General features: G+C 49.0%; 15 protein-coding genes. 7 read left to right on the top strand and 8 right to left on the bottom strand.

Annotated elements, in window-relative coordinates:
- Positions 1-33 precede the first annotated feature (33 nt).
- Complete coding sequence (locus AC3CHX_RS03985; protein WP_488642800.1) at positions 34-1,521, top strand: type I restriction-modification system subunit M; 1,488 nt, start codon at positions 34-36, stop codon at positions 1,519-1,521.
- A 132-nt stretch (positions 1,522-1,653) separates the two neighbouring features.
- Here the strand turns inward: AC3CHX_RS03985 and AC3CHX_RS03980 are convergent, their stop codons facing one another.
- From AC3CHX_RS03980 to AC3CHX_RS03965, 4 genes are all read right to left on the bottom strand, one after another.
- The gene (locus tag AC3CHX_RS03980; protein ID WP_488642799.1) at positions 1,654-2,853 is read right to left on the bottom strand and encodes a tyrosine-type recombinase/integrase; all 1,200 of its coding nucleotides are present in this window, start codon (positions 2,851-2,853) and stop codon (positions 1,654-1,656) included.
- Between the two features lie 235 nt (positions 2,854-3,088).
- Positions 3,089-3,457 (bottom strand): type I restriction endonuclease subunit M, encoded by a 369-nt coding sequence (locus AC3CHX_RS03975; RefSeq protein ID WP_488642798.1) that lies wholly within the window; start codon positions 3,455-3,457, stop codon positions 3,089-3,091.
- Between the two features lie 176 nt (positions 3,458-3,633).
- Complete coding sequence (locus AC3CHX_RS03970) at positions 3,634-4,374, bottom strand: hypothetical protein (protein ID WP_488642797.1); 741 nt, start codon at positions 4,372-4,374, stop codon at positions 3,634-3,636.
- 86 nt (positions 4,375-4,460) lie between these two features.
- Positions 4,461-4,946 carry a hypothetical protein gene (locus AC3CHX_RS03965; RefSeq protein WP_488642796.1) on the bottom strand — a complete coding sequence of 162 codons (486 nt, stop codon included), beginning with the start codon at positions 4,944-4,946 and terminating at the stop codon, positions 4,461-4,463.
- 212 nt (positions 4,947-5,158) lie between these two features.
- Here AC3CHX_RS03965 and istA point away from each other — a divergent pair, with 212 nt between their 5' ends.
- Both istA and istB read left to right on the top strand, forming a co-directional pair.
- A complete protein-coding gene (istA, locus tag AC3CHX_RS03960; RefSeq protein ID WP_488629776.1) occupies positions 5,159-6,715 on the top strand; it encodes an IS21 family transposase in 1,557 nt (518 codons plus the stop codon).
- A gap of 21 nt (positions 6,716-6,736) precedes the next feature.
- Positions 6,737-7,489: an IS21-like element helper ATPase IstB gene (istB, locus tag AC3CHX_RS03955; protein ID WP_488629775.1), complete on the top strand. Its 753-nt coding sequence runs from the start codon at positions 6,737-6,739 to the stop codon at positions 7,487-7,489.
- A gap of 24 nt (positions 7,490-7,513) precedes the next feature.
- Here the strand turns inward: istB and AC3CHX_RS03950 are convergent, their stop codons facing one another.
- The 3 genes from AC3CHX_RS03950 to AC3CHX_RS03940 form a co-directional block, all read right to left on the bottom strand.
- Positions 7,514-8,308, bottom strand: a complete 795-nt coding sequence (locus AC3CHX_RS03950) for a radical SAM protein (protein ID WP_488642795.1) — start codon at positions 8,306-8,308, stop codon at positions 7,514-7,516.
- 27 nt (positions 8,309-8,335) lie between these two features.
- The gene (locus AC3CHX_RS03945) at positions 8,336-9,043 is read right to left on the bottom strand and encodes a hypothetical protein (protein ID WP_488642794.1); all 708 of its coding nucleotides are present in this window, start codon (positions 9,041-9,043) and stop codon (positions 8,336-8,338) included.
- Between the two features lie 629 nt (positions 9,044-9,672).
- The gene (locus AC3CHX_RS03940) at positions 9,673-11,805 is read right to left on the bottom strand and encodes a hypothetical protein (RefSeq protein ID WP_488642793.1); all 2,133 of its coding nucleotides are present in this window, start codon (positions 11,803-11,805) and stop codon (positions 9,673-9,675) included.
- A 295-nt stretch (positions 11,806-12,100) separates the two neighbouring features.
- On the opposite strand from AC3CHX_RS03940, the gene AC3CHX_RS03935 reads away from it, so the two are divergent.
- The 4 genes from AC3CHX_RS03935 to AC3CHX_RS03920 all read left to right on the top strand — a co-directional run bounded on the left by AC3CHX_RS03935 (position 12,101) and on the right by AC3CHX_RS03920 (position 16,881).
- Positions 12,101-12,553, top strand: coding sequence for a hypothetical protein (locus tag AC3CHX_RS03935; protein ID WP_488642792.1), 453 nt, complete (start codon positions 12,101-12,103; stop codon positions 12,551-12,553).
- Between the two features lie 708 nt (positions 12,554-13,261).
- Positions 13,262-14,476, top strand: coding sequence for an ABC-three component system protein (locus AC3CHX_RS03930; protein WP_488642791.1), 1,215 nt, complete (start codon positions 13,262-13,264; stop codon positions 14,474-14,476).
- The gene (locus AC3CHX_RS03925; RefSeq protein WP_488642790.1) at positions 14,469-14,966 is read left to right on the top strand and encodes a hypothetical protein; all 498 of its coding nucleotides are present in this window, start codon (positions 14,469-14,471) and stop codon (positions 14,964-14,966) included. The genes AC3CHX_RS03930 and AC3CHX_RS03925 overlap by 8 nt, the downstream gene beginning before the upstream one ends.
- A complete protein-coding gene (locus AC3CHX_RS03920) occupies positions 14,959-16,881 on the top strand; it encodes a hypothetical protein (RefSeq protein ID WP_488642789.1) in 1,923 nt (640 codons plus the stop codon). Before AC3CHX_RS03925 ends, AC3CHX_RS03920 begins: the two co-directional genes overlap by 8 nt.
- Before the next feature lie 140 nt (positions 16,882-17,021).
- Here AC3CHX_RS03920 and AC3CHX_RS03915 read toward each other — a convergent pair whose 3' ends face one another.
- Entirely contained in the window at positions 17,022-17,999 is a 978-nt protein-coding gene (locus AC3CHX_RS03915) for an IS481 family transposase (RefSeq protein ID WP_488642788.1), read from the bottom strand.
- Between the last annotated feature and the right edge of the window lie 67 nt (positions 18,000-18,066).

The raw sequence follows: 18,066 nt of genomic DNA, 5'->3' as shown, positions 1-18,066 counted from the left end.
TCATTAATAAAATTCAATAACGAAGGTTGACACATGAGCACGACCGCATCTACCTCATCCATAATTTCCAAAGTTTGGAGTTTTTGTACCACCTTGCGCGACGACGGTGTGGGTTATGGCGACTATCTGGAACAACTGACCTATCTGATCTTTCTGAAGATGGCAGATGAATACAGCCAACCGCCTTACAAGCGCAACGTAGGTATTCCCACTGAATACAATTGGCAAAGTCTGAAGGCAAAGCGCGGGGCAGAGTTAGAGGTGCATTACGTGACGCTGCTGCGTGAGCTAGGCAACAAATCGGGAATGCTAGGGACAATTTTTACTAAAGCGCAAAACAAGATACAAGACCCGGCCAAGTTATTTCGCCTGATCGACATGGTGAACGAAACACAGTGGGTCACGATGGGCGCCGATGTAAAGGGCGACATCTATGAAGGACTTTTAGAGCGCAATGCAGAAGATACCAAATCCGGTGCAGGGCAATACTTTACGCCACGCGCCTTGATACGTGCGATGGTCGAATGTATGCGACCAGAGCCAGGCAAGACCATCGCTGACCCAGCCTCCGGCACGGGTGGATTTTTTCTGGCCGCCTACGATTTTCTGGTCGCGACACACCAGATGGACAAGAACCAAAAAGCATTTCTGAAACACGACACGTTTTTTGGAAATGAAATTGTGGCCGGTACACGCCGCCTCGCTTTGATGAATATGTTCTTACATAACATCGGCGAGATTGATGGCGAGAGCATGATTTCTCCCAATGATGCGTTAGTTGCTCCTTCCGCAAAAACTTACGATTACATCCTGGCGAATCCACCGTTCGGCAAGAAAAGCTCAATGAGCTTCACCAATGACGAAGGCGAACAAGAGAAGGACGACCTCACTTACAACCGACAGGATTTCTGGGCGACGACTTCCAACAAACAACTTAACTTTGTACAGCACATCCGTACCATGCTCAAAACAACGGGGCGCGCGGCAGTGGTGGTGCCAGACAATGTCCTGTTTGAAGGTGGCGCAGGTGAAACTGTACGTAAGAAGCTACTGGAATCGACTGAATTGCACACCGTTTTGCGCCTGCCCACCGGGATCTTTTACGCTAACGGCGTAAAGGCAAATGTGCTGTTCTTTGACAATCATGCTGCGAGTAAGGCGCCATGGACGAAAGAAGTCTGGTTCTACGATTACCGGACTAACATTCATCACACGCTGAAAAAGAAGCCACTGCGCTTTGATGACCTAGAGGAATTCATCACGTTTTATAACCCGCAAAACCGCCATGTACGCAAGGAAAACTGGGGCGAAAAAAATAACCCGGATGGCCGCTGGCGCAAATTTAGCTATGAGCACATCATCGGGCGTGACAAAACGAGTTTGGATATTTTTTGGTTAAAGGATAAAAGTCTTGCTGATTTGGATAATTTGCCCGAACCAGATGAGTTGGCGGGGGAAATCATCGAAAATCTTGAGGCCGGATTGAATAGTTTCAGGGAAATCGCGGCAGCTTTGGCGTAGAGTTTCAGCAACTCGCTTGGTGTGGGGAGTGCCGCAAAATGCTCCCTCGCTTCATTGCTCGCAGTTGTACCCCAGTGTTAAAGAAATCCAATGGAAGCTCCGTATTGAGCTTCCATCGGATCAATTCAGTCACTAAGGCAGAATTTCCTCCCGCTGCGAAAACGCAATTGCCGCTGACACCTGCGCACTGGCATCGCGCAAACGAGTAGGTGAAATGTGACTGTAGCGAGTTGTTGTCTTGACATCAGAATGGCCCAGCAAGTTCTTTACGTCGTACAACGACGCCCCATTATTAATTGCCATTGATGCAAAAGTGTGACGAAGGTCGTGTATTCTAAAATTGTTTATTTGACAACTGTTAAGGATTCTTCGAAATGCTTTATCGACACTCCGTATGGGTCGCCATTCATCTACTTTTTGAGTGATCCATCTTCTGCAAAAAACATAAGGAATGTCGTGCACCCGGTGACGACGTTTTAATACTGCCAGCGCCGTTTCATTCAACACGACAAACCTGCTACCTGTTTTAGATGTTGGTAGATAGATATGCTGTGCTTCAAGATCCACACACTCCCAGGTCAAACTTAAACATTCCTCACGCCTGACGCCAGAGCTCAACAAGAAGCGAAACACATCTGCCACGTCCTGATTTTCAAATTTGGCTAGCACCATCCAGAAGGTACGTAATTCCACTGACGACAAATATCGCTGACGTTGGTTATCCTCACCGTGCATTCGAATACCTTTCGCTGCATTTTTCTCCAACTTCCCCCATAGTATCGCCACGTTAAGAATGCGTTTTATGAGAGATAGCATCCTATTTGCCGTTGCCGGACAGTTCCTGACTTTCAAGGTATCGTGTAGCTGCTGAATTCCATAACTTTTTACCTCTTCCAAGGGAAGTTCGCCGAAGGCTGGAATCAAGTGAATACGCAAACGACTTTCATCGTCTCGCCAGCTACGTTTGCTGGCTTTCGAGTGGGGTAAGTACTCCTTCATCGCAAACTCACCAAACGTCAGAGGCTTGAGCTTCTCGACAATCACCTTTTCTTGCTGGGGGTCGATACCCTTTGCCAATTGACTGCGACATTCCAACGCCTTCGATCGCGCTTCAGTAATTTCCAGGGCAGGATAATCACCCAACTTCATGCTGCGCTTGCCACCTTCAAAGCTGTATCGGAAATAGAAAAATTTCCGGCCCAATCGGTTTACCAACAAACGCAGACCTGCTACCTCCGTATCAGAATATTCGCTTTCCCTTGATCGCGATTCCGCAGAATGCGCGGGAAGCGCATCAATCAATTTCTTACTAAACCGGAATTGACGATTCATGACCCATCACTCCTACACAAAGTTGTAAAAAGAGGCAAGAAGTATGAATCCGTCACACTTCTGCCTACCAACGCTTCTGACGCCGCATACGGCTAACATCTACAACAGGCGCACGTAACTCTCCCCACTCAATATCCAATGGGAATACAAGCTCCGGTCCATTTCCGGTGGTTTGCGCCAACCGAACTCAACTCAGACCGGCAACGTCAAACCGGAACATAGAATCAACAGCGCATCAATAATCACTTGGCAACAAAATTGTGGACACCGATCTGTCAGCCTCAGTGATCAGCCACACCGTTTTCCCGCCGACCACATAGGTGGATAACAGTCGAAGACCATGGTCCAAGGCCGATCGATTTGCTAATTCATCCTCAGCAGGCAATTTCCCCCAGTCGCCACGCACATGCCGCATTGCTAGAGACATCGGGGTTACGCCGGATGCTTCAAGCAAGGCCAGTGCTTCAGGTGTTGCGACCAATTGTCCGGCCGAAAATAAGATCGGCTTTAATGCACTTTCCATAGCTACTCCTTTTTCATAGATATAGACGTGACATGGCCAAACGGGTTTTCCGTCCAAGCAAAATCGCGTCAATAATTTCATTTAAAAATTTGTCCTGAAACGGACGAAAGCCATCAGACGGCCGATGTAGCGGAACCCCGAAAAAACCACTTCATACCTCGTAGCGAGGCAGACTTATCAACTTGGACTAGGATCGCTTCCAGCCTTGCGCTGAAAATTCCTCTATGGAACGCCATGCGGCTGTGGCAAGTCCCAAATCAGTAAAAGAAGCCATAGTCCAAGCTCTCCCATCGCAATAAGTCGATGTAGATTGCATCAGGGTTTGGGCTTCGGCGTATATCGTCAATTTTTATGAATATCGTCTCGCAACGTAAAGATGGGTCGAGTGGATACTCCGCAGTTGTCCGAAAACTTTCCTGCTCCAATCCCAGCATCGGCAAATACACCGGTATCTGAATTTCCAAAAATTGGTCCGGTTGCAGTGCCGATGTCAAAGCCCGCATGCAACTCAAATAGAGCACCACACCTTCGGAAAGCAGATCGTCCATTCCCCCCAAAGCCGATGGCGTTTCTGGATCAAGATCAGAGTTTTCCAACACCGACAAGTCAATCATATATTCGTTTAAACTTGACTGATAATATGCACTACCTGATGACTTTTTATTGACCGTACTGCCAGACCAGTATTTTACGATTTCGCCATAGGCGTCCGGCAAATGGGGCGCCTGTTCAAATAGACAGCCACGCAATGAAGCGGGCAGGCTGACATGTCGTGCATATAAAACTTGATCGAATGGTGTTAGTCGCACGGCTATGTCTGCTGCTGCAGGCAAAATTGCTACTCGCATTTTTGTATCACTCTTCAGAAAGTAACCTGCTTTCTGGCTTACGTCTGTTTGAGCATTGTCGGCTAAACCGCAGCGGTCGAAATGGTCTAGGCTACGGATCGCATCCAAGGTCACCATAGCTTCTGGCGTAACATAAATTGTCGCTGACATATTTGTTCCTTTAATTAAAAAGGCCAGCTGGGAAGCTGGCCTGTATCGATATGAAAAAATGTACAACCATAAAATTCAAAGCCGGATCATTCGATAATCCGGAACCCTTTCTTAAGCAGCTTGACGCGATGTTTATTTTCTATTCGCTCTCTGTCTGCATGAAATAGCCAGAAGCGTTTTTCTGACGGAACCCGTTGCATTACCTTCGTAGAAATTGCTTGCCTGATATCGTGTTCGCCAACTTCTTTATCAAAGTAATAGCAGTTATTGCACAGGGCCACTCTATCGCCATTAAATTGTGCCTGGTGAACGAACGCCAAAGCATCGGGCATGGAGTGCAACAAAATAACCTGCAAGGTCTTACCAGCTTTCGAGGGTTTTCCGATGAAGTAGCGAGGGTAGCTAGTGGGTGCCGAAACCTCCTGAAAATGGTAGTCGAACAAAGTTTCCAACTTTTGCATCACACCTTGATTAAGTGCAATCACATCAATATCTGCATAGTGATGGTGAACTATTGGTTGCAATAGATGTTTGACAAAACCGCCGAATAAGACAAGATCGGGCTGCGACATCAGGAAGTTTGCTAGCACTGCGTTTTCCGCGGCAAACTGGACACCCATTCCACGGCAAACCGATCACCGATTCCACGGCAAACCGGCCACCCGGTCCAGCGCAAACTGGACAGCAATTCCGCTTCAAACTGGACAGTTTGAAACGGCCTGAAAGAGCGTAGCGACGCGGGATAACTGTGGCACTCTGGCAAGTTTTTGCCGGAGAAAGGCTTATGGCCAACAACAGGTTATCCATGCGTAAAATCACTGAAGTTCTTCGGCTGTACTTTGAGCACAGCCGCTCCAAACGGGAAATAGCCCGCATCATCGGCGCCTCGCCGAGTACCGTCACCGACTACCTCTCCCGCGCCAAACTGGCGGGCCTTTCCTATCCTTTGCCGCCCGGCTTGGACGATGCGGCGCTGGAACGCCAGCTGTTTCCGCCCAGCGAACCGTCGGCTGTGCAGCGCCCCGCACCAGACTGGGCGGCGGTCCATGCCGGCCTGCGCCGCAAGGGCGTCACCCTTGACCTGCTGTGGCAGGAATACAAGGCAGAACAGACCGATGGCTTCCAGTACAGCGCCTTCTGCGAGCACTACCGGCGCTGGCGCCAACATCTGTCGCTATCGATGCGGCAGACCCACACGCCGGGCGAGCGGCTATTCATCGACTATGCCGGCCCGACCGTAGAAATCACCGAGATGCACAGTGGCGAAATCCGGCAAGCGCAGATCTTCGTGGCCGTGCTGGGCGCGTCGAACTACACCTACATCGAGGCGACCTGGTCGCAACAACTGCCGGACTGGATCGGCAGCCACGTGCGGGCGCTCGATTTCTTCGGCGGCGCCACCGAACTGTGGGTACCCGACAACCTGCGCAGCGGCGTCAGCAAGGCTTCGCGCTACGAGCCGGACATCAACCCGACCTACCAGGACCTGGCCACCCACTACGACGTGGCGGTGCTGCCTGCGCGCGCCCGCAAGCCCAAGGACAAGGCCAAGGTCGAGAACGGCGTGCTCGTGGTCGAGCGCTGGGTGCTGGCGCGCCTGCGCCATCAACGCTTCTTCAGTCTCAATGAGCTCAACCGCATGCTGCGCACGTTGCTGGCCGACCTGAACCAGCGCCCGTTCAAGAAGCTGCCCGGCAGCCGCGCAAGCGCCTTCGCCGATATGGACCAGCCAGCCCTGCGCGCCTTGCCGCTCAAGGCCTACGAGTACGCTGAATGGAAGCTGGCCCGCGTTGGCGTCGACTACCACGTCGAGGCCGACGGCCACTTCTACTCGGTGCCTTGCCAGCATGCACGTCAAGAGGTCGACGTCCGCATCACGGCCGCTACAGTCGAGATCTTCCGGCGCGGCGCGCGCCTGAGCAGCCACCTGCGCAGCACGGTCAAAGGCCGTCACACAACGATCGATGAACACATGCCGCCGGCACACCGCGCGATGGCCGGCGTGAGCGCAGAGAGCCTGCGCAACCAGGCCGTCGCCATCGGGCCGCGTACCGAAACCCTGATCGAACGCTTGCTGCACCAGCGGCGCCATCCGCAGCAAGCCTTCCGCAGTTGCCTGGGTGTGCTGCAGTTGGGCCGGCAGTTCGGCAGCACGCGCCTGGAGGCGGCCTGCGCGCGTGCCCTCAAGCACAACGCGGTCAGCTGGAAGAGCCTGCAATCGATCCTCAAGCACGGCCTGGACCAGCAGGCGCCGGACGACTACCAGCGCGCGCTCGACCTGCCCGAGCACGAGAATGTGCGCGGCCCCGCCTACTACCAATCCAATCTCAGTTTGCACTAAACCACCCACCCGAGGACGACAATGCTGAACCACCCCACCCACGAGAAACTGAACCAGCTCAAGCTCTTTGGCATGGCCCGTGCCCTGGCCGAACAGAGCGCGTTGGACCTTGACCACCTCGGTTTCGAGGAACGCCTTGGCCTGCTGGTCGACCGCGAAACGACCGACCGCGATGGCCGCCTGCTGGCCCAGCGCCTGCTGCGCGCCAAGCTCAAGCCGAACACGGCTGCCGAGGACACCGACTTCCGCCATGCACGCGGCTTGGACAAGATGCTCTACCAGCGGCTGCTGGCTGGGCAGTGGCTGCGCGAGAAGCAGAATGTGCTGTTCACCGGGAAGACCGGCGTCGGCAAGACCTGGCTAGCCTGCGCCTTGGCCCACCAGGCTTGCCGGCAGGGCTACAGCGCCTACTACGTTCGCCTGCCGCGTCTGCTCGACGAGTTAAGCATCGGGCGCGCCGACGGCCGCTACGGCAAGCTGCTCAAGCAATTGGCAAGGATCGATGTGATCGTGATCGATGACTGGGGACTCGCTGTCCTCAACGACACGCACCGCCGCGATCTGCTGGAGGTGCTAGACGACCGGCACGGCGCACGTTCGACCGTGGTGACCAGCCAACTTCCGATCGATCACTGGCATGCCGCCATCGGTGACGCCACGCTGGCCGACGCCATCCTCGACCGGCTCGTCCACAACGCCCACCAGATCAATTTGAATGGGGATTCGCTGCGTAAAAAGCGTGCTCGTTTGACAAGCTCACCTGATCAGGAGTAAAACCTCAAGCTCGACCCCGCGTCGTTACGCCCGAAGTGTCCAGTTTGGCGTGGAATGCCTGTCCAGTTTGCGGCGGTTTGGGTGTCCAGTTTCCGTGGAATACGCAAGCACGGCATTGTCGTGTAAAAGCGAGTAGCCATTGCTATCGACGGTAGACAAATAGCGCCCCCCTAAACACAAGGTTCTCGGTACAAATACTATCCCCGCATGACCGAATGACAGTTGCTCCATGTCGAGCGGAAAGATGCTATTCAGGTTCTCCCGTAAAACCAAACGCTTGCACCAATTGCCAATACCCCCCATGGTGGATAGCTGGCGCAGCAAAGCAAAATATTGCGGCTTTAAGCGAACAATTTCTGCGGTAGGCAATGGAGGCAAGACCAGCGAACACTCCACCTCCATGCTTTCCCACGCTGCGATGTGCTGAGGCAACTCCGCCATCACTTCTGGATCAAGTGAAATTGACACGCAATCTACCCATCCTTTGAGTTTGGCGACCCGTGCAATTTCGCGGGTTATGACACGGGTCTTGAAACCCTGCTCGCGTATGGTGACTAGCATAGCCAGTAGTTTCTCACCGTAGGTATCAAATCGAAACAGCGGGTCTGCCCCACCGCTTACAGTCACGAAATTTTTCTTGCACTTGGATACAAAATCAACAATCGCCTCTTTGCTTTGCGCGCCGTGCGGTAAGTAGGGGCTAGTCCGCCAACTGCAATATGAACAGGATTTTGAGCATCCGAAAGCCTGCTCCATCCAATTTACTACCACCGTGAAATTCGCAGCTCGTGTTGTTTCACGCATTTTTAGGTGTTTCATATGTCCTCCCGCATATTGTTAATGAGCCTAGATAAGATCAATCCGGTTTTTCTTGGAAAGCTTCAAAGTTTTACTTTGATCCGTGTGATCCGATTCGGACTGCCGGGAAAGATCAGCGGCGGCGCCAGTATCACTGGCGGTGTTCTCATCGTTTGCACTACCTCCATCGACACTGCTATTGCCACGCACGGTGGTTACTTCAGGAACGGCGGTCTCTGGTGGCTTTTTGATTGCCGTCGCTAAGGCGATCTCAATAGCTGTGCCTGGTAGTGACAGCAAGGCTTGCTCCCAGCTGTTCCAGTCACCCGAAACGAGATGTTGAGTTTCCGTGTCGGCGGCAGCTACGAGCAATTTTTCCGCCCTGAGAATTGCCGCCAAGAACCCGCTATTATTGCTACTTTGGCCACTAAATGATGTTTTAAATAACTTTGAAGGAAAGGGTTTATCCTCTACCCGTGATCGCAGGCTTTGTTCGATTTGGTTAAATGAAATTATTTCTTTTGAGAAATATCCTGCGCCGTCATTCCCGGTGATTTGCAGTGACAAATGTTGATGACTGGCATCACATAGCCATTGGTACGACAAGGACCCTTGCGTTTTTTTGCCCAGCTTGTTGGCAGAGTCGGAACGTAGGAAAACGAAGGATTGTGTTTCCGGCGGTGTCACAGGTGACAACGGTGATGGAGATGTTTGTTTGATTTTTTTGCTTTTCTTGGGCGCTTGCGATGAAGTCATGGATTACTCCTGGGAAATGTAAATGTAAATGTAAAAAATGAAATCCCCGAACATCGCTGTAGCGGGGATTTCTAGATTTGTGGCGATGACATTTTTTGAGCTACAAGGCCACCGAAACTGCCCTATTGTTATTCAGGATGCTTTACGGACTGGCATCAGAACTGTCAACTCGCAAGCTGACTCAGCGGCGATATTTCAGGCCAAAGGAGGCATTTAAATCGAGACTGCGCGGCAGAAAAACTTGCTTTGCCAAACCCAAGCCTGCTGAGGATCGCAAACTCACGCCATTATTATTACGAGAACGACCTCGACTGCCGCTGCCACTCGACCATTCCCATGTTGGCTTTACGCTTGCATGAATCATGCTAAAACTCCCTTGTTTTTTAATCATCAATGAAAAAAGGTCAACGCTTGAAATCAACGTTGACCTTTTGATTGGTAGTACTTGAAAATAATATATCTTTGATAATTATTTTAATACGTTTTCGATCCTCCAACATGGATACCAGCGTTTTTTAATTCGACAACGCGCTTAGTCACTATCCAGTCGCTAGCGTCATTTTATTGGTAGGGGTGGTAGTGTTACTGGCAGACATCACCCCGTCAGTCAGGCAATCGTGTTATTCCATCTATGTGGTGTAGCCCTTGCCGCGTACCCATACGTAGCGGACTTGCGGTGCCGGGACAATTTTGGAGTCGATGTTAACGGTCCCCGTTTTCTTTACCAAAATATCACCTGGCTGTCCATTTCGTGAAGGTTCAACTTGCACCTGACCCTTCCAACTGTAACAAATGCTGGAACCGTCTTTTACCTTGGGATCGCAGCCACCGGAATTTTCACCGCCAGTCTCAACCTTCCCAAGATATTCGATAGTCCCGCTGCCAACAGCGAGCACATCGAAGTAGTCTGTACTGTAGCCCTGAGTCGAGCTACTGCCAGGCAGAAAAATGCCTGTGAGCCCTTGTTTCAGCGGATGGTTGTCAATTCTAGCCAGATCTTCTTTCACGAGTGGCGATGCGATCCCGAAAGTACCGACTCCAACCAGTTCTTTTGCCTTCGCATCTACCGTCCATTGACCAGCTTCTTCACGATAGCTGACGACATCAATTTTGCCGCTATCTGCTTCGGACGTTTTATCATGATTGGTTCTTGCTAACATGACCAAAAAGCGCGGCCCCGAGTCGGTCGCAAGAAGCCCGGTATACCAGATCGTTACTTCTTCACCCGAAGGCAAAGTCACTTTGTCGCTTGTTGGCGCTACGATTCCATAAAGGTCCGCAAATGCTACCATCGCGCCGGGTGGCGTCAATTTGATCGGTAGCGTCGAAGCAGTGGAAGCGGCGGTTATCGGCTGAGCGGTAACGGCCGCGCTGGGTGTGTCGATCGTCTTCGGTACGTTGTTACTTCCGGCACGTGGAGCGATAAACATCCCATAGACGAACAAAAGGCCAAGCCACCCTAATGAGATAAGTCTCACCTGCTTGCTGTAACCTTTCCTTAGCGTGATTAAAGCAATAAATGGCAGGAACACCATCCCCACGATGAAGCCGACCCCTACGGTTTTCCTCGTTCTTGCATACTCGGCTTCGGCATGCGTCGCATAAACAGCACCTTTGACAGTCCTCGCAAGTTCGTCTTGTGCCCGCTGCTGTGCGGCGTTCGCTTCGACCGTTGTTTCATACGTGACGCCAGCGACCGTTCGACGTTCCTGATCCAACATTTTTGCTTGGGCAATAATCTTGTCCCTTTCGCCGGGAAATCCACGGTATCCGATGGATATTGCATACGCTTCCAATTCGGCCAGGTTCTTTTCGCAAGCGTCAGGCGTTGATAGGTCAAGTGAAGACTTGCGCGCAAAGAGCAAGTCTTTTTTAGATTTGCTTGAAACGTAAATGCCAAAGAAGTTTTCGACGGTTTCCAGTTCACCGTCTTTATCGCCATATGCTTGGAGCCAATAGCGATAGAAATTGTCGTCGTATGGATTTAGCGCAAGCGCCTCGATGAGCACCGGCTTGATCGAGTCGGCTGGCAGCCGGCCCTTCGCAACATTTTCGAGCAAACGCTTAGCTTTGCCTGCATCTTCTTCGGACACATTCCCGCTAATGTAGTTTGGCTTCTTCTCGGTCAGCGCCGCAATAAGTGCTTCATGGGCGTTGAATACCAATCGATAGATGGCCTCAGTCAGATTTGATTTGGTCGCTGGGTCCGCAAATAGAGCGTTTTTCTTCATTGCGTCGCCAACCGCGCTCATCCCTTTTGCTGCCGAATTGATGACCATATGCCCTAAGCCGGTCACAGCATTCATAACACCGGCTTGCATCGCGCCCTTTAGCGCACCACCGACACCGAATCCGCCTCCTATCCATTTTCCACGCCCTTCCCGGCGTTGAGTGCGATAGGCGTCCGATTCCTCAGCCTTCAAGACAATCGACATGTATTTGTCATCGATCTCGGCAAAGTCTTCATCCCAGGATACGTAGGGAGCAAAGTAGGCATCAAATTCATTGATGTCGATGTCATATATTTCCTGCGCGATCAAGTCACGAATAGCTTCTTCAGCGACTGGGAATAGGAGTCTCATGGCAACGTCATTGCATTTCTCATGCACGTCGTCGATGTTGCTAAAATTACCATAGTACGCATCGGAGAAATCTTTGGATGCCTTCTCTGCAAGAGCCTGATACTTGCAACGAATTGCATTGTATTTTTCTCGCTCCGGCTGTACAACGATTTCGTTCTTATCTAATACCAAGCTGGTCATAATGCTTTCCCTTTAATAAAGACGCACCGTTATATGTCTCTTCGTGTTGATTAAATGTTGAGTAGTTGTATCAGGCTGACAGTGACGCTATTTCAGGCACTTGGTGGCAAGGTGCCGTGCAGCGCCAGTACCGCTATTGCAAATAATTTAATATTTTTCATTGTGGTTTCCATTTTTAAAAATGATGCATGTTGTGGTTGGTGTTGCAGTTGCGAAATCTTACAGTAACTATGTGTTACCACAGAAACTTATTAGTACTACATAGTTACTATCGAAGTTGGTAGCGTTCCGCCACATGGATGCAACCAACGAAGAAATCCGACGACAGTTTAGCGAGCGATTGAAGAAGGAATTTATCCGCGAAAGACTGCCCGTCTCCAGCCCGACGCAGATTGCGAACGAGTTCAATCGTCAGTACCCGTTAAACAAGGTGACCGCACAAACGGTACGCAAGTGGCTGTTGGCGGATGCTATTCCGACGCAGGCCAGGCTGTTGGCGCTTGCTGACTGGATTGGGGTATCGCCTCAATGGCTACGGTTCGGAAAGGGGCCGCGCAAGCCGTCGAAGGCAAATGAAAAGACGTCCGATGAGGCTACTTTGCAAGCGGGAGTGATAGTCATCAGCCAGGAGCAGGCAGCGCTAATGCCTGTGATCGAACTGTTGACGCAGCTTTCCTCGGCAAATGTGCGATTGGTGGGAAATATCGTTCGCTGCGTGCTTGCCGAACAGGACAAGACGGCGCGTTGATTGATCGGTCATCAACGCGCCACCGACGGTTGTGATCAGTGGTCTGCCGTGGCGGCGAGACGTTCTCTCCATCCTGATATCCCTTGTTACCTTAAAAAAGTGAAGAAAAGCAAAAGTGGTTTGGTCTACGGCTGGATTTAACCCATGAAATCATATATGCCAATAACTCCCGTTGATTTCGGGATGCGCTGCTGCTCAAATCGGCAACGCACTTCCCAGCGTAACTGGCGTCATTTTATTGGTAGGGGATGGTATACGTGCATATTGACACCCTGATGCTGTCTGTAAGAGGTGGTAATTTCGCCGAATTCGGAGGTGTTGCGTATTCGCATCAGCCTTCCCACCCATTCGCACGGCGATCCCACCACCACAATTTCAACGTTCACCTCCGAATGGCCACTCCCAAAACTAGCCGGTCAGACGTGTGCTTCCGGATGTCTACAATAGGCTAAACATAAGTTTCACGAGGCATTTCGGCTTCTGATCCGGGTTTTTAGCGGACGTTGCAGAGGACCGAAGAAGCTTGAAATATGTGAAGTTTGCATAATTATCACCGATAATTACGTGACTGAAAAAACAACTAACGCTCGAAGTGCATTTTTTGGCTACAGTTAGCGTTAATATGTCTCGAGCAAAAAAAAAACTGAACATCCACAAGCCTCAACATCCCTTCAAATGCATGTCTATTCAAATAAGAAAGTTCACGCCATGAAAGAAGTCGCAGTCATATTTGTCCATGGTTTTACTGGAGGGGATGGCACATGGACGAACGCTATAGGCCGTTCCTTTATGGGAATGCTAGAAGAAGATATTTTCGTTGGAAAAAACTGCGATATCTTTAATTTTGAATACTATTCAAAGCTCACTGAAGCCTTTGACGGTGTGATCGTCCGTGAAATTTTTAGCTTTATTTCAAAACTCCCAATACTTGGAAAGCTAGGAAATAAATTCCGAAAAGTACATAGAAACCAGCCGATTGAAAACCTAGCCCAAGGTCTATCAACATTCCTCCGAACTAAGGTCAGTGCATATAAATCCGTAATCTTTGTTGGCCACAGTCTAGGTGGCTTAATTTCAAAAGAATTAATTATCAAGAACATTGATGACGGAACTCAATATGGATTCATCGGCTTCGTATCTATTGCAGTTCCTCATCGCGGATCATTAAAAGCTCTATTGGTAAGCTGGGCAGGGAACACTCAGGCCCAACAATTGGTACCTCTTGATCGCTTTACGATGGATCTTGACGGAAAATGGATGAAACACAAGGACAAACTACCTCCCTCTGTCTACTTGATTGCTCAAAATGACGAGGTTGTTCTGCCACAAAGCGCTGTTCCGGCGAACATTCCGGCAACTGACATATTTCACTTCAATGAAGACCATAAGTCGATTTGCAAACCTGCTGACAATACGGCTGAGACGTATCTCGCGGTTAGAGATTCAATCATGGCATTTGTTAATATAAAAAATAAAAATAATGCACTTATCGCCGCAGATATGGGTGAGCCGCCACAATATGAAAAAGAAATATTTGTTTTAAAACTCATGGTTGCGGATATTCAGAACATACTAATTGATGATGCAAAACAGTCCTTCTTTTCCGCTGAAACTTTGATGCGAGTCGTAAGCGATGAGGACAAAGACAACCTACGTACGTTGTACACAATGGTTTTAAGCATGTATCGAACTCAGTTTGCGGAACACATGACAAGCAGTCAATCAAATAACGACTTTGTTATAAAAATACACCAATTGATTTTCAATAATAGTGACAGCAATTTGAAGGCGACAATTAAAAATGTGAATTTTGTGCACAAAAAGGGACTTTTACATCAACTCGCCAATAGTTTTGACGGGGACGTGGTATGGAATCGCGACTTTAACCTGGATGATTTAGAACGCCAAGTCAATCATGGGTGAAGCGCTTACATATCGGTATTCTAATGCCGAAAACGAAAATCTTCTCTCCATTTATAGAACGTATATGGTGATAAGCGAATTGCAGACAAACGCAAAGGGCAATCTTGCATTAGATGTTGAAAAAGCATTATTTTTTGATTTTGTTCTTACACGGCACCAATTTGTACGCCGTGTGTTAAAAAACCTAAAACCTGCGATTGTTCTAGATGAGCGGTATTACGTTAAGGATGTTTATGACCAAAACGTATCTCCAAGTGAAGTATTTTTCCGTCACAAGGCAAAAAATAATCTAGCCTTACTTGCGGCAAAGGGAATAATAAATGTGGTGTTCGAAGACTCCACCCCATTCCTTCGAGCCGTGAAAAACATAAGCATCGAAAACAACGACTTAATTGACCTGTGGCGTGACTCCCTAACTCACCTGAAGTTTGCATGTGCAAAATCAATAACCCAATTATACAAAAGTTTATTAGAGGCAGAAAATGATTGATATTTCGCCATCCGTAATTGTGCGCCAACTTCGGATAAAAGGTGTTACTAGAAACTATGACATCGAATTCAATGAAGGAGTAAACGTAATTTGGGGCGATATGGACTCCGGAAAGTCTAGCATTTTAGGACTTATCGCATACGCTTTGGGGGCATCAAGTTTTGACTCGTATGATGAAATTCTTGAGAAAGGTAGAGAAGTACAGCTTAGTGTCGAGCTCAACGAAAAGCTATATTTTTTCCAACGCAGTCTTCTAAGCGTTACGCAATTCATTTTTTGCCACCAGGGTTCGATTAACGATTTAATTATGCCAAAGGTACTCGGGGCTAGCATCGGAGATGATGCTCCCGACGGATACGTTGCTTTTTACGTTTTGGATCTATTGGGGCTACCTCGAACTCAAGTAAAGAAATCTCCGAGTAAAACGGATTCGACTTTAGACCGCGTCGGCTTTAAGGATGTGTTGAAGTTTTTATATTTAAAGCAAAAAGATATTGCAGCGGATACGCTTCTCAACATAAGCGACCCAGTTCGATATATTAAAAATAAACAAGTTCTGAGATATTTACTCGACGTATACAATGAAAAAGTTTCTGAAATAGAAGCCGAAATTGCTTCGCACGTCAAAGATCTGAAGGATCAAATTTTAGAGCGCGACAGTATCATGGCATTCTTGAAAAAAGTTGAAATCGATCTGACCGTCGATTATGAAGTCGAGCTAGCCGAAAAATTAGCAAATGCTTTAGAAATTGACTCTGAGATTATTGCAATAAAAGACAAACATCGAAAAGCTCTTTCGTTAGATGAAGCTATAAAATTAGGAATTGAAAATGCATCAAAAAGACTTGAGCTCGTTAAGTTAAATAAGCGCAAAAAATACGACGAGCTTACCTCTTATTTGAAGTTAAAAAATACATACGGAAAAGAAATTTCATCAATAGAAACATCATTGCAGTTAAAAGACACTTTTAATGGCGTTTATGGTCGGGGTGAAATAGTAAAGTGTGTAGTGTGTGACTCACTCCTTGATGTCGACTCGAGTGCCGATCCGCTACATTCACTGTCGCACGAGCTCGTTGTCCTCAAACATCGGTTGCAGGGCCTGAAGAACTTCATTTCTCAGACGGAGCTTGTTGCCGATCAACTTTCCCAAGAGGAGACCGACCTTACACGGCATTTACAAAATGCCGTGGAAAGCTATGACTCCACATATGCTACCGAGGTTTCGGCTAGCATCGCCGTTATTCAACATCTTGAGAAAGAGAAATCGGAAATAGTCGAGATGCGGAAGGTTATGGAGCGCAATATCCGAGTGATCCATAATTTTGATGATCTTGGCGAAAAAATAGACCTTCTAAAACAGGCAATTGAGCGAATTAAACTTCGTCTAACTAGTGCTCGGGATAACCAAATTGACTCCAAAGAGGTCGTGGATCGACTCCGTAAACTATTTGCGCAGTTTATGCAGAATAGTGGTCTACAGAATATGACTGGTATTAATATAAATGAACAATTTGATTATTTTGTTAGAAATCGACCTTACACAGGCCTAACGTCTGGCGGTCTACGAACCATTGCATCGATAGGAATTTTTCTCTCAAAATTACTTTATTCAATATTGTACCCATGTAATTTTCCGACGTTTATGATGCTTGATACACCAGGCCAGAATATCGGACGCAATCGAGACAAAAGTGAAGACTCGGAGGTCGCAGATCCAGCCATATACGAAAATATTTATAAGCGACTGCTTGATATAGCGGATATTGCAGAACAAAAAAACGTCAAATGCCAAATTATTGTCGTTGACAACGATATACCACCATTTGTAATAGATAATCCAAAATTTTTCATAAGCAAACGTTTTAGTAAGTCGGAACCGGGATTCGACAAGGGGCTAATATCCGATTATTGATACGATCTAGTGCCGTCTTTTGAGCTAATGTCCCCTCAATTAGGGGGGCTGTTGCCAAAGGTGCTGGAGATTACGCTCTTGTTGATGCAACTGTTGCGGGGGAATGGTTTGGTTAGGTTGCCGTGAGCGGATATGACTAGCTAGCTGTCCAGTCCCGTTTGATCATAGACGCGTTTAACAAATAATTCTGGCTTCTTCCGTTGCCACTCCTTGAGCGCCTGAATTGGTGTTCGACCGTTGATCGCGCGTTGCGGAATATGGTGGTTGTACAGCTTCAAATAGTTCAGCAAAGTCGTTTCCAGGTCCGTTGCATTATCGAAGCGGGTCTGTTGCAGTATTTCGCTGATTCGGCCATTGAAACGCTCGACCATGCCATTCGTTTGCGGGTGCCGCGGGGGTGCCAGACGATGCTCGATCGAGATGGCGGCGCATGCCACATCAAAGGCATGCTTGCCGCTCGGCTTCTTGTCTTTGGTTGCGAAGCGGTCGGTAAATTGCGAGCCGTTATCGGTCAGAATCTTGACGATCTTGATTGGCGAAGCCAGCTTTAGACGGCGCAGAAAATCGACGCTGCTGGCGTTGGTCATATCGCCATAAATGTGCAGGAATACCCAGCGCGTGGCGCGGTCGATGGCGACGAACAGATAACGCCGTGACGTCTCGTCCGACATCTGCGGCAGGTATTTGATATCGATGTGAACAAAGCCCGGCTCATAGTCTTTGAAGGTCTTCTTGGGAGCGATGGTTTCCCCTTCGGCCTTCGGTATTACGTCTTCCAGCCGTGCCATGCCTTCTCGTTTCAGAAGACGTGCCAGACCGGAACGGGATACTGCCGGATTGATGTATTGCCGGGTAATGTAAAGCAGGTCGTCGAGTGGCAGGTAGAGTGTCTGGCGCAGAGATAAAACGACAGCCTCCTGCGTGGCAGTCAGAGTTGTATGCAAGGTGTGAGCGCGGTGCGAACGATCTTGCACATCATCGCGCTTGAGCCATTTGGCCGCTGTCGCCCGGGTAATGTTGAAGACCTTGGCAGCCTCGCGATCCGAGAGGCCGGAGTTCTTGATCTCCTGGCGGATCTTTGGGGTGGTGCGGGCCTGTGGATGAATTCGTGTACTCATGCTCTCGACTGCTTAAATGATTGTTTCAACTGCTGCCGTGGACGGCCCGCAATCAACTCGCCGAGAA

Source organism: Glaciimonas sp. OK215, from assembly GCF_057787885.1.
Note: the sequence above shows the minus strand (reverse complement) of the source record. Positions and strands in the feature narration are given on the sequence as shown.

What these genes read in the sequence shown, in the direction of transcription:
- AC3CHX_RS03930 (WP_488642791.1), top strand. Translation starts at nt 13,262, where the DNA reads ATGAAAGAAGTCGCAGTCATATTTGTCCATGGTTTTACTGGAGGGGAT.
- AC3CHX_RS03920 (WP_488642789.1), top strand. Translation starts at nt 14,959, where the DNA reads ATGATTGATATTTCGCCATCCGTAATTGTGCGCCAACTTCGGATAAAA.
- istA (WP_488629776.1), top strand. Translation starts at nt 5,159, where the DNA reads ATGGCCAACAACAGGTTATCCATGCGTAAAATCACTGAAGTTCTTCGG.
- AC3CHX_RS03925 (WP_488642790.1), top strand. Translation starts at nt 14,469, where the DNA reads ATGGGTGAAGCGCTTACATATCGGTATTCTAATGCCGAAAACGAAAAT.
- AC3CHX_RS03970 (WP_488642797.1), bottom strand. Translation starts at nt 4,374, where the DNA reads ATGTCAGCGACAATTTATGTTACGCCAGAAGCTATGGTGACCTTGGAT.
- AC3CHX_RS03935 (WP_488642792.1), top strand. Translation starts at nt 12,101, where the DNA reads ATGGATGCAACCAACGAAGAAATCCGACGACAGTTTAGCGAGCGATTG.
- AC3CHX_RS03965 (WP_488642796.1), bottom strand. Translation starts at nt 4,946, where the DNA reads ATGTCGCAGCCCGATCTTGTCTTATTCGGCGGTTTTGTCAAACATCTA.
- istB (WP_488629775.1), top strand. Translation starts at nt 6,737, where the DNA reads ATGCTGAACCACCCCACCCACGAGAAACTGAACCAGCTCAAGCTCTTT.
- AC3CHX_RS03985 (WP_488642800.1), top strand. Translation starts at nt 34, where the DNA reads ATGAGCACGACCGCATCTACCTCATCCATAATTTCCAAAGTTTGGAGT.
- AC3CHX_RS03915 (WP_488642788.1), bottom strand. Translation starts at nt 17,999, where the DNA reads ATGAGTACACGAATTCATCCACAGGCCCGCACCACCCCAAAGATCCGC.
- AC3CHX_RS03950 (WP_488642795.1), bottom strand. Translation starts at nt 8,308, where the DNA reads ATGAAACACCTAAAAATGCGTGAAACAACACGAGCTGCGAATTTCACG.
- AC3CHX_RS03945 (WP_488642794.1), bottom strand. Translation starts at nt 9,043, where the DNA reads ATGACTTCATCGCAAGCGCCCAAGAAAAGCAAAAAAATCAAACAAACA.
- AC3CHX_RS03975 (WP_488642798.1), bottom strand. Translation starts at nt 3,457, where the DNA reads ATGAAATTATTGACGCGATTTTGCTTGGACGGAAAACCCGTTTGGCCA.
- AC3CHX_RS03980 (WP_488642799.1), bottom strand. Translation starts at nt 2,853, where the DNA reads ATGAATCGTCAATTCCGGTTTAGTAAGAAATTGATTGATGCGCTTCCC.
- AC3CHX_RS03940 (WP_488642793.1), bottom strand. Translation starts at nt 11,805, where the DNA reads ATGACCAGCTTGGTATTAGATAAGAACGAAATCGTTGTACAGCCGGAG.